The sequence below is a fragment of the Flavobacterium hercynium genome (assembly GCF_002217285.1).
Classification (GTDB): Bacteria; Bacteroidota; Bacteroidia; order Flavobacteriales; family Flavobacteriaceae; genus Flavobacterium; species Flavobacterium hercynium.
The window spans coordinates 87,559-99,562 of sequence record NZ_MUGW01000032.1; the positions used below are offsets into that span (position 1 = coordinate 87,559).

A 12,004-nucleotide genomic window follows, 5' to 3' on the forward strand; every position below is an offset into this window, starting at 1 on the left:
ATTTATGAGAATTGCGTCAGTTGAAATTTACTCTTAATTAATTCTTCAAGGTCTTTCATCGGTAATAAAGCATTTTTTAATTTTTCTTTATCAGTTTTAGACATGTCTTTTATATTAATGTATTGACCTGAATCATCGTTTTTTAACCCTTCAATGGTTCTGAATTTTGACAACGTTAAAAATGCTTCAGCACAACTCAAATATATTTCGGCATTTTTAGAATCTGCAATAGCTAATTGCTTGAATCTTAAATAGGTGTTTTGAATTCCCTTAATATTTGAATTTAAAATAAGTAATCTTGCAGCATCGATTAGCGGCATTAAAGCACGGGTTTTAATATCAAATTTAGTTTTATGCGGGCCTTCTTCTTCTAAAATGAATTTTTTGAAAAAACTTAAAGGTGCATTTTTTCTCAGCGCATCGTTTCCTAAGAAATCAAAGAATAATGTATTGTTTGTAGCATTTTTGAAAATTACATTTTCAATGGCTTCTTCGATTTTTGGCTCTCCAAAAACAATTTCATAATCAAAGAAAATACTGCTCAAATCATTGCTGTTTTCACCTGGAGTATTCATCCAGCTATTGTATTGTTTCGTCCAGTCTGTCAATGATTTACACCACAACATATTACTTGCCATGTGTCCATTTGGACAAAGTTCGTAACCTACTTTTTCCAGTACAGCTGTTGTTCTTTTTGCCAATCTTAGGAAATAATCTTTTACATCTCTGTATTTTTCAGGAGTAACATCTTCAAAAATTAAAATACTATCCTGATCGGTTAGTAAAAGTTGTTCTTTACGACCTTGACTACCAATACTTAACCATGCAAAACGAGCAGGAGGTGAGCCTAAATCTAAAATAGACAATTCAACAGCACGCTTAATGATAGCTAAATTGATTTCGCTGGCAATATTGCTAATATGAGAAATAGGAATGTTTTTCTGAATTGAGTTTTGAATCAAATCAGACAAACGATCACGTATTTGTTTTAAATCTTTTGGCAGCTGCGAGCGTTTAATTTCTTTAATTAAAACGCCAGGGTTACTTGCTTGAGCTACAATAAGATCGTGCTCCGAAATAATTCCTTTTATGGCTGATTTTGCAGTACCGTCTTTTGTTACGCACAAGTGAGTAACATTATTTTTCAGCATCAAAAGTTGTGCTTCTGCAAGAGAAACATTTTCAATTACTGTAACTACAGGCGATGACATGATTTTGTCAATAGTTGCTGTAATAGGGTAACGTCCTGTTGCAATTTTTGAAGATAAATCAGAATTGGTAACAATACCAATCGGCTGATCGTTCTCGCAAATCACAATATTATCGACCATAGAATCAGTCATTAAAATGGCAACATCTCTAATAATATGATGTGCTTCTGTTTTTAACGGTGAATTATTGTAAGTGAGAGATTGCAAATATTGCATGTCTGATTGCTGATCTATATAAAAATCATTGTCAGATGTTGATTTACTTCCGGTACTAACATTATCCTTCGTATGTCTTGAATTTACAGCGAAATTCTCTAACAGAAAGTTTAAAACGTCTGAATTATTAGCCACAAATGGTCTAAAAACAGCGATTGGAATAGCATATATGATGCTTTCTTCACGAGCCTTAGCGGTCATCATGTAGTTATTCTTCGCAAAAAACGGACGTAATCCAAAAATATCGCCTTCGTGACATTTGTTTATAATAGTTTCTTCTGCATCAGCAATCTTCGTAAGATTTATTACACCAGAAGCGACTACATAGAAACTATCATGAAGTGGATCGTTATTTTGAAAAAGCACAGCATGTTTTTCTAAATTTAGTACGCGAATATTATTTGAAATATCAGACAATTCCTGAAATGTCAAATTATTAAACGGCGGGTATTCTTTCAAAAAATCAGCAATTTGCTCGGTAATTGTATTCATAGGTTTTTGATAATCTCTTTAAATATCGAATGTAAAAATAATAAATTAATGTCGCACAATGAAAGCATCTGTATGAGAATATATTTATTTTAAGGAAATGTTATGTTTATGGTTGTCTTTTTTAGATTTTTAGATTGTTGGAATTTATTTTTTTAGGATTGAAGGATTGAAGGATTGAAGGATTGAAGGATTGAAGGATTGAAGGATTGTTATAAAAGTCTATTTTACATAATATAAATTATAGTTCAAATAATATATGCTTTAAAATAGCTGGATTGCTGATTTTTAAAGCTTTTTCATTATTTTGATAAGGATTCCTAATCATACAACTTTGTAAGGATTACTTCGCTTGGTACTAAATCAGCGCCCATTCTTTTATTAAATTGTATAGAATCTTCATTGGTTATCAGGACTGCGTTTGTAGATAGACCATTTTTTGTTTTAAGTTTAATTTCTGCTTTTTCACCCATGCCATGAACGTATCCCGAAACTTCCATAACGCCGCTGCTTAATTCTTTGTCTTCACTAACAATTTCTGCAGTACCAAAAATTTTGCTATTAGATTGTGCTATATTCATTGTCAAAATATATTTTTTGCTGCAATCTTTGCAATTTTCACTGCTCCAGGTTCCGGTAAATTTATTGCCTTGTGAATATGCTGATATAGAGATCAGAAATAGAAATAAAATATATTTTTTCATTATAATGAAAATTTTTTAAGATTTGGTTCAAATATAAATTAAAAAAGCATCACTTGCGTGATGCTTTAAAGAATTAACTTTGTGCAAAAGTTCTAAATTTTAATTTCTATTTTTTGCTTTGATAAACAGATTTTCCGTTTAAGGAAACGTCTATTAATCCAGTTTGCTCAGAAAATGTAGTTTTTAAAACATTTCCTTTAAAAAGAGAAACATCACCATATACTTTTCCGGTTTCAGGAGAATCATATTCAAATAAAACTTTTTTGTTATCTGGCTCGATTCCTAATTTGTAACTTGTGAATTTTGTAGCTTTTAGATCGAATTGTTGCTGCGAATCGATGATTTTTCCGTCTGCATAAAAATTAGTAATTGTTTTGCTTAATGTAATGTCCGGATAAGCTTTATTTACTTTTTGTAATAATTCGTATTGCGCAATACTTACTTCTTCTTGTTTAGATGTAATAGTTTGTGCAAATGACATTGTTGTAAAAATAAGCGCTAAGAGTAAAGTGTACTTTTTCATAATCTTGTAATTTTAGTTAGAATTTTTTAAAACATTTTTAATTTAAACGCCTTGATAAACGATCTTTTTGAGATAAAAAGAGTTTATTTCTATAACAAGGTAAGAAATATTTACCTTTGCAAAAAATTAAAAGCAATCTTTTAAGAAACATGACAAAAAAAAAATATATCCAACTTATCCTTATTTTAGGTTCTCTAACGGCTCTTGGGCCTTTTTCTATTGATATGTATTTACCTGGTTTTTCGGGTATTGCAAAAGATTTAAACACAACTGTGGCAAAAGTTTCGATGAGTTTGTCCAGTTATTTTATTGGTATATCCGCGGGACAATTGCTGTATGGGCCTTTATTAGATCGTTTTGGACGTAAAAAACCATTGTTTATTGGTTTACTGGTTTATATTCTGGCTTCATTAGGATGTGTTTATGTTGCTGACATTGATTCGTTTATAGCATTACGTTTTATTCAGGCTGTTGGTAGTTGTGCTGCAACGGTGGCTTCTGTAGCAATGGTTCGTGATTTGTTTCCTGTAAAAGATACTCCGAAAGTATTTTCATTATTGATGTTGGTTTTGGGACTTTCTCCAATGTTAGCGCCAACAATTGGTGGTTATGTTACGGAAGATTTTGGCTGGCACATGGTCTTTTTGATATTAATGTTTATGGGAATTGCAATTTTAATTGCTTCTCAAATCGGTTTACCAAATACTTATAAACCGGATACTTCAATTTCATTGAAGCCAAAACCTATTATTGCTAATTTTATAAGTGTATTAAAAGAACCTCAATTTTTTACTTACGCTTTTACCGGAGCGATTTCTTTTTCAGGTCTATTTACGTATGTAGCGGCCTCACCTATAGTTTTTATGGATATTTACCATGTAGATGCTAAGACTTACGGTTGGATCTTTGCTTTTATGTCAGTTAGTTTTATTGGTTCAAGTCAGTTAAATTCGGTATTGTTAAAGCGATTTTCAAGCGAACAAATGATTTTTGGCGCTTTGATTACGCAATCCGTTATTACAATTGCATTTCAGATTTTATCGGTATACAATCTTTTAGGATTGTATGAAACAATCGGAATGTTATTCTTGTTTTTAGGTTGCTTAGGAATTTCAAATCCTAATACGGCTGGTCTTACTTTAGCGCCATTCGCTAAGAATACCGGAAGTGCTTCTGCTTTAATGGGAGCCATTCAACTTGGATTAGGTGCTTTGGCTTCGTTTGCTGTTGGAATTTTTGTAAAAGACTCTGTTGCTCCAATGGTTGGAATTATGACTTGTACGACCATTGTTGCTTTTATTGTTTTAAATATTGGAAAACGTTTTATAAAACAAAAAGTTGAAGCTTCTGGCGACGATGCTATGATGGCACACTAAACGGAAATTTTAATAAAAAAAATGCCCTTAAAAAGTTTTAACTTCTTAAGGGCATTTTTTATGATTTTCTATTGTCTTTTATCGGGTCTGATAATCATTCTAAGAGATTGATCTCTTGCGAAATAGGCTACCATCCAATTGTAAAAAGTATTGATTCTGTTACGGTATGTGATCAATGAAATCAGGTGAATAAACAACCAGATAACCCAGGCAAAAAAGCCTTTGAAATGCCATTTTGGACTTGGTAAATCGACTACGGCTTTGTTTTTTCCAATGATGGCCATAGAACCTTTGTCGTTGTAGGTAAAAGGTTTTAAAGGTTTATTTGTGATAAGAGCTTTAAAATTTTTGGCTAAATTTAATCCTTGCTGAATGGCGACTTGCGCTACTTGCGGATGTCCCTCTGGGAAATTTTTATCTCCGGATAAAATTGAAGTATCTCCAATAGCGTAAATGTTTTCCAGTCCGTTTACTTTATTATATTGATCTGTTGCCATACGACGACCACGACCGTAACTTTCTTGTGGAATTCCTTCGAAAACTTTAGCAGAAACTCCTGCTGCCCAGATTAAATTTTTCGTTTTAATAGTTTCTCCGTTTGCAAAATGTACGGTGTCATCAATATAGTCGGTTACGCGGCTTTGGAGTTTTATGACAACGCCTAATTTGGTTAGTGCGTCATAAGTATCTTTTTGAGAAGCTTCGCTCATTGGTGCCAGTAAAGCGTCTCCCCCATCGACTAAATACACATTACTTGCTGATGTTTCGAGTTCTGGATATTCTTTTAAAAGAATGTTTTTTCGCATTTCTGCAAACATTCCTGAAACTTCTACTCCGGTTGGGCCTCCTCCGGCAACTACAATAGTGAGAAGTTTACGGCGTTTACGGATGTCTTTTGTGATGGCAGCTTTTTCAAGGTTTTTAAGCAATGTATTTCGCATTTCGATGGCATCATTTAAGGTTTTCATCGGGATAGCGTTTTTCATTACGTTTTCCATACCAAAATAACTCGTTTCTGCTCCTGTAGCAAAAACAAGGTAATCGTATGTTAATTCGCCGTTGTTCAGAATTATTTTGTTTTCTGTGGGAACGACAGATTGTAATTCGCCTAAGCGAAATTCAAGATTCTTCTTACCTGCAAAAAATTTTCTGAATGGATAACTGATGCTTGAAGGTTCTAAAAATGCGGTGGCAACCTGATATATGAGGGGTGGAAAAAAGTTATAATTGTTTTTGTCTACAAGTGTTACTTGTATTTGAGGCTGATTTACAAGCTCTTTGGCTAGATTTATACCTGCAAAACCGCCTCCTATGATTACTATTTTCATATAATGTTGTGGTATTAATTAGGTTCTGTTGAATAAGAATACCTTATAAAAGTACAACATTAAAATTCAAAGTCAAAAGTAACAATTGTTACTTTTTGAATTTTTTAACAGGTTTTTCAGTTACTTCAACTTTGTTTTGTAAGACGTAGTTTGCCATCAGTTTTTCGATTAATTCGTCTTTGGTAAGATGATGAAAAACGGTTTTTACTTTTGTTTTTAATTCTGCTGAAATATCGTGATTTGGCTTGGTTTTAAAAATTTGCTTCGCCCACAAAAGCGTGTTGTTTTCTTCTAAACTTACAGCTGATGGTTTTTTGAACTGTGTAAATTTAATTCCTAATTCTTTTTCGAATTCCGGAATTTCAACAACTTCTTCTTGCTGCAATACGGTTAATGAAAGTCCCTTTGCTCCTGCTCTGGCAGTTCTTCCGCTACGGTGTACGTAGTTTTCGTAAGTATCAGGCAAATGATAATTGACTACATAAGCAATTTCTTTTACATCGATTCCTCTTGCTGCTAGATCGGTTGCTACTAAGATGTTAATGTGACCTTCACGGAATTGTTCCATTATTCTGTCACGGATTCCCTGTGATAAACTACCGTGTAATGCACCAGATGAAAAACGATTGATTGCCAGATTTTTGGCTAATTTATTTACTGCTGCTTTGGTTTTACAAAAAATGATGCCGCGTTCACCATCTCTTGAGTTTAAGAAGTGCATTAAAACATCTAATTTCTCGATTGGGTCAACTACGATATATTCGTGATCAATTTCTTGATTACCTGAGGTTTCCATGTTGGCACTAATCTGAACTACATTTTTATTTAAGTAGTTTTGAATCAATTGTTTGATGGTTCCGGGTAAGGTCGCTGAAAATAATAAAGTACGGTGCTTTTTAGGAAGTTCGGCAACAATTTCGTCTAAACTTTCTTTTAGTATGGAAACCATTTCGTCGGCTTCGTCTAAAACTAAGTATTGTGCTTGTGTAAGGTCAACTGCTTTTCGCTGAATCAAATCGATTAAACGTCCCGGTGTTGCTACAACGATATGTGTTGGCGCTGTAAGTCGTTCTATTTGCGGTTTGATTGGGATTCCACCACAAGTTGAAGCGATAGAGATATTTGGAATGTGTTTTCCAAAATCTTCCAGATTTCTAAAGATTTGTTGTCCAAGTTCTCTTGTTGGTACTAAGATTATTGCCTGTACAATTGGAGATTCGGTATTGATTAATTGCAATAACGGTAATCCGAAAGCAGCTGTTTTACCGGTTCCGGTTTTTGCTAAACCTACTACATCATGAGTTTCAGATAAAAGCAACGGAATTGTTTTTTGTTGAATTTCTGTTGGTTCAACAATATTGAGTTCGCTTAGCGCTTTTACAATTGGTGCTGAAATTCCTAATGCTGAGAATTGTTTAGACATGTTTTTTTATTTTAGATTTTAGAGTTTTGATTTTAGATCGACTCTAAGTTTTTTATTTGAAAGTGGTGTTTTTTGCCACGAATTCACTAATTATTTTTTGAAATCTCTTTATTTTAGATTTAATCTAATGTTTTATTTCATATCTCTAGCCCTGATGGAAGCGACATCCTTTTTCTTGCTTCTTTAGCAAGGAAAAGATATAGCGGACAGCAGGATTAGCTCCTTAAAATACTACTTAATTAAACGTATTCTTTAATCAAAAAGATCTTTGCCAAAGTTTAAAACTCTGACAAAGATGCTATATTTTTAAAGTTGTAATAACTTGAAACCTGGAACTTTTTAATGCTTATTCTCAATCTGGTTCGTTCATGATTTTTTCACGGTATTTTTTACCGATTAATAAAACCATTTTTAATTTGTAATCGTCAACAAGCCATTCGCGATAGTTTTTACTGCATTGGCTTAAACATTTTGCATAACGTTTGATACGGCAATCGATATCATCATCAAGTTCTTTTCCTAATGATTTTGCTTCTTGCAGTGTTTCGGTATTGTCTACACACATTGCGGCGTGTTGCTCTAATGATTTGTCTAATACAACTTTAGAACGTAAATTTTGTTTGATGATTAGTTTATGCTCTTCATCAACATCAAAAGTAACATCGGCTGTTTTACTGAATTTTGCACGCAATTCCGGCGGCATACTGTATTTGAAATACATTTCGATTTCGGTATCATCACGCAGGTTTTCAAGATAAAATTCCGGTGATTTAAAGATGTGTTGCCAGTTTACCGGCTCGCTCCATAAACCAAAACGTGCTGCATTGTTTCCTAAATCAATTACTGTAAACTCATCTTTACCAGGTAATTTACGTGATCCACGACCAATCATCTGATAATATAGCGTTAACGATTTTGTTGCTCTGTTTAAGATAATGGTTTCAACAGTTGGCTCATCAAAACCGGTTGTTAAGATACCTACAGATGTTAAGATTGCATCTGGAGTTTTCTTGAACCATGCCAAGATATCTTTACGCTCTTCTGAACTGCTGGTGTTATCAAGGTGTCTGATATCGTAACCTGCTTCTCTAAAGGTTTCGTATACATATAATGATGTATGGATACCGTTATTGAAGATTAATGTTTTTTTACCTAAAGAACGCTCTGTGTAAGCATGCAACAGTTTTTCCTGCATCAATGTATTGGTATACAAATCATCTGATGATTTTACGGTATAATCTCCGTTGATACCTACTTTTAATGATGTTAAACCAACGTCATAGCTATATGTAGTTGCACGTGCAAGGAATCCTTTGTCAATCAATGAACTGATGGTGTCACCCACGATAAGTTCATTGTAACTCTGGTGCATTGGTAATTTTATGTTTGAACTCAACGGTGTTGCTGTTACTCCAAGAATAAAAGCATTTTTGAATGAGTTTAATAATTTTCTGAATGAATTGTAGTGTGCCTCATCAATAATAACTAAACCAATGTTATCAAGATGTAGTTTTTCGTCGTTGATACGATTCTTTAGCGTTTCTACCATCGCCACGAAACATGAAAAATCGTTTTGATCCGGTAATTCTTTTACTTTACTGTTGATGATTTTATTAGATACACCAAACCCTTTCAACATTTTTGAAGTTTGTTTACAAAGTTCGATTCGATGCGTTAAAACCACCACCTTTTTATCATTATTGGCTAAATAACGACGAACGATTTCAGAAAAAATAACTGTTTTTCCACCACCGGTAGGCAATTGATATAATAAATGATGTTTCGAAGGAGCATTATCTAAACGTTCAAAAATGGCATCAATATCGCCCTTTTGGTATGCATAAAGTTCTTTTTTCTCTTCTCTTTCTATTTCTAAAGTATTTTGAGACATTTTAAAATTTTGGGTTTTTGCAAAACTACGTCTAAAAAACAGTTTATTCGTGGTATTTTAAGGTAAAATAAATATTTTTTTTAATAAGATTTTTTATGGGAAGTGCTTTTAATAGTCGATTTTATCGATAATTGCTTCAAAATCATATTTATTTTTCCACTTTTGTTGCAAAGTTTCTTGATGAATTGCTAAAATTCTTGATTTAAATTCATTTAAAATTCCGTTTGAAATAACAAAATTTACGGCTTGCTCAAACGAATTAAGCATGCTTTTGTAAAATAATTCTTGCTTTATAAGACCTTGTGATGAGAAAGTTTGTGCGATTTCGATATTGTAAAGCATCACATCTGCAGTAACAAAGGGATCAACGCCTAAAGAAATGTAATGTTTTATGATTTTTTGCGCTACGGAACGTCGCATTTTTGCTTTTGGACGCCATTTTGCTCCTGGTTTTTTTACAGGAAAATATTCGTGCGAAATTTTTACTTTAGATTCTTGTAAAAGTTTATCTTCTTTAGGATTAAAAGCAAAATCGTAGTACACTTTTACGGGACTGAATTTCTCGTACAGCTCTATGATTTGTTCCTCGAGTTGTTCTTTGCTTAATTCTCCTAAATATTTTTTTAAATCGCGCTTACTCATTATCAAAGTTTAAGGATACAAAAGTAAATTACTTTTATGATTCATACTCTAATAATCAACGATAATACTTAATTTTGTTTTTTATCTAAAAAAATACATCTACATGCTTAAAATTTTTAAAGTTACTGCCATATTAGAGGGAATCTCTTATTTAGTTTTATTTGCCAACATGCTTATTATTAAAACTAACAATCCTGAATTGTATCATACACTACTACGCCCGCTTGGAATGGCGCACGGTGTTTTGTTTATTGCTTATATTTTGTTGGCTATTATATTGAAAAAACCTCAGAATTGGGATTTAAAAACGTTTGGAATTATTCTTATTGCTTCTCTGATTCCTTTTGGAACTTTTTATATCGAGAAGAAATATTTAGCACATAATGCATAAGCTTTTGGAGAAAATATTTAATTTTTTATACCCGTTGTTCAGAGACTGGGGAATGAACCGCAACTTTGCGTCCTACATTAGTCTGGTCCTGAATGTTACTTTAATGATTGCTTTGGCTTTGGCAATTTATTATATTGCAAAGTTTGTTTTGGTAACGGTTACAGCAATTTTTGCCCAGCGTACCAAAACAAAATTTGACGATTATTTAATTCATAATAAAACGACAAAGTATACAGCCTATTTAATTCCGTTTTTCTTTATTTACAAAGCGGTTCCTATTATATTAGACAAATACGAGTACTGGGAATCTTTATTTGGTAAAATCGTAAGTGTTTATATCGTTTTTATTAGTTTATGGATTACCAGAACTATTTTTAATGCACTACGTGATTATTTAAAGCAAAAACCGGAGTATAGTGACAAACCTATTGATAGTTTTGTTCAGGTTATCATGATTGTGTTGTGGATTTTTGGTGTGGCTCTTATTATTTCGACTTTGTTCGGAATCAAAAAAGGAGAATTGCTAACGATTTTAGGAACACTTTCGGCTATTATTATCTTGATTTTCAGAGATACTATTTTAGGTTTTGTTTCGAGTGTTCAAGTTGCCATAAATGATATGGTACGAATTGGCGACTGGATTACGATGGAAAAATTTGGTGCTGATGGTGATGTTATCGAAATTAACTTAACGACGGTGAAGGTTCGGAATTTTGATAAAACAATCACGACAATTCCAACGTATGCTTTGAGTTCCGATTCTTTTCAGAACTGGCGCGGGATGCAGGAATCTGACGGAAGACGTATTAAAAGACATATCCTAATAAAAAGCAGCAGTATTAGATTTCTAAATGATGATGATCTAAATCACATGAAAGGTGTTCAGCTTATTACTTCGTATATTGAAACCAGACATGCTGAAATTGAAAGGTATAACAATCTTCATGGAATTGATAAATCATTAGCGCTTAACGGACGTAATATGACGAATCTTGGGTTGTTTAGAAAATATATCATGCAATATTTACTATCGCATCCGGGACTAAACAAGGACATGCATATTATGTGCAGACAATTGCAATCTACAGCGCATGGTGTTCCGTTAGAGATTTATGTATTCTCGAGCGATAAACGATGGGCGAATTACGAATACATTATGGCAGATATTTTTGACCATGTTATGGCCTCAGTAATTTATTTCGATCTTGAAATATTCGAATTGCCTTCGACGATAGGACCTTTAAGCTAGTTTTTTAGTTTTTTTTGTTTCAAGTTTCATGTTTCATGTTTCAGGTTTGCTTTACTTTGCATTTAAGCCGCTACATAACTTGAAACCTGAAACTTGAAACAAAAAAACTTGAAACAAATTGTTTTTACTTTACCTCTTCAAAAACAAATTTAGCATCATTGTATTCGATTGGAATTCCGGGCATGAAACACGGAAGATTTAAATAGGTTGCAATTACTCCGGTACCTAAGTGTAGTTTGTTTTCTTTTTTAAGTAATGCCAGCGGTATTCTTTTCCAGCTTCCTCCGTTAGAGATATAATGAAAATCGCCTCGTAAGGTATCGCCTTTTATGTCGCCTCTGACATTTCCTGAATCTTTACCGATCTTATTATACAATATTTCATAGCGTCCGAAGAAACGTTTGTCGTTGATATTGATGGTTAAAATTGCGGTGTCTTTTTCATGTACAGCATGGTAAATAACAACCTTAAAATCGTTCTTTTCTTCCTTAGAATTACAGGAAACGATTACAGTTATAATTACAATTAGAAAGAACAGGGATTTTATATTCATTTATAAAG

Annotated in this window: 11 protein-coding genes; 3 read left to right on the forward strand and 8 right to left on the reverse strand. The window is 33.0% G+C overall.

The annotated features are described in order from the left end of the window. Nucleotides 1-2 precede the first annotated feature (2 nt). From B0A66_RS15585 to B0A66_RS15595, 3 genes are all read right to left on the reverse strand, one after another. Nucleotides 3-1,919: a DUF294 nucleotidyltransferase-like domain-containing protein gene (locus B0A66_RS15585; RefSeq protein ID WP_089050780.1), complete on the reverse strand. Its 1,917-nt coding sequence runs from the start codon at nt 1,917-1,919 to the stop codon at nt 3-5. 317 nt (nt 1,920-2,236) lie between these two features. Further along, nucleotides 2,237-2,620, reverse strand: a complete 384-nt coding sequence (locus tag B0A66_RS15590; protein ID WP_089050781.1) for a hypothetical protein — start codon at nt 2,618-2,620, stop codon at nt 2,237-2,239. A 106-nt stretch (nt 2,621-2,726) separates the two neighbouring features. After that, entirely contained in the window at nt 2,727-3,143 is a 417-nt protein-coding gene (locus B0A66_RS15595; protein ID WP_089050782.1) for a hypothetical protein, read from the reverse strand. A 149-nt stretch (nt 3,144-3,292) separates the two neighbouring features. On the opposite strand from B0A66_RS15595, the gene B0A66_RS15600 reads away from it, so the two are divergent. Continuing rightward, entirely contained in the window at nt 3,293-4,519 is a 1,227-nt protein-coding gene (locus B0A66_RS15600) for a multidrug effflux MFS transporter (protein ID WP_089050783.1), read from the forward strand. A 68-nt stretch (nt 4,520-4,587) separates the two neighbouring features. Here the strand turns inward: B0A66_RS15600 and B0A66_RS15605 are convergent, their stop codons facing one another. The 4 genes from B0A66_RS15605 to B0A66_RS15620 form a co-directional block, all read right to left on the reverse strand. After that, nucleotides 4,588-5,847: an NAD(P)/FAD-dependent oxidoreductase gene (locus tag B0A66_RS15605; protein ID WP_089050784.1), complete on the reverse strand. Its 1,260-nt coding sequence runs from the start codon at nt 5,845-5,847 to the stop codon at nt 4,588-4,590. Nucleotides 5,848-5,935: 88 nt separating this feature from the next. Then, entirely contained in the window at nt 5,936-7,270 is a 1,335-nt protein-coding gene (locus tag B0A66_RS15610; protein WP_089050785.1) for a DEAD/DEAH box helicase, read from the reverse strand. Nucleotides 7,271-7,622: 352 nt separating this feature from the next. Continuing rightward, nucleotides 7,623-9,161 (reverse strand): DEAD/DEAH box helicase, encoded by a 1,539-nt coding sequence (locus tag B0A66_RS15615; protein WP_089050786.1) that lies wholly within the window; start codon nt 9,159-9,161, stop codon nt 7,623-7,625. 108 nt (nt 9,162-9,269) lie between these two features. Next, nucleotides 9,270-9,803, reverse strand: coding sequence for a DUF6155 family protein (locus tag B0A66_RS15620; protein WP_089050787.1), 534 nt, complete (start codon nt 9,801-9,803; stop codon nt 9,270-9,272). A 103-nt stretch (nt 9,804-9,906) separates the two neighbouring features. On the opposite strand from B0A66_RS15620, the gene B0A66_RS15625 reads away from it, so the two are divergent. Together B0A66_RS15625 and B0A66_RS15630 are read left to right on the forward strand one after the other, a co-directional pair. Continuing rightward, a complete protein-coding gene (locus B0A66_RS15625; protein ID WP_089050788.1) occupies nt 9,907-10,194 on the forward strand; it encodes a DUF3817 domain-containing protein in 288 nt (95 codons plus the stop codon). Next, nucleotides 10,187-11,443: a mechanosensitive ion channel family protein gene (locus B0A66_RS15630; protein ID WP_089050789.1), complete on the forward strand. Its 1,257-nt coding sequence runs from the start codon at nt 10,187-10,189 to the stop codon at nt 11,441-11,443. Before B0A66_RS15625 ends, B0A66_RS15630 begins: the two co-directional genes overlap by 8 nt. A 124-nt stretch (nt 11,444-11,567) precedes the next feature. Here the strand turns inward: B0A66_RS15630 and B0A66_RS15635 are convergent, their stop codons facing one another. Next, nucleotides 11,568-11,996: a hypothetical protein gene (locus tag B0A66_RS15635; protein ID WP_089050790.1), complete on the reverse strand. Its 429-nt coding sequence runs from the start codon at nt 11,994-11,996 to the stop codon at nt 11,568-11,570. Nucleotides 11,997-12,004 lie beyond the last annotated feature (8 nt).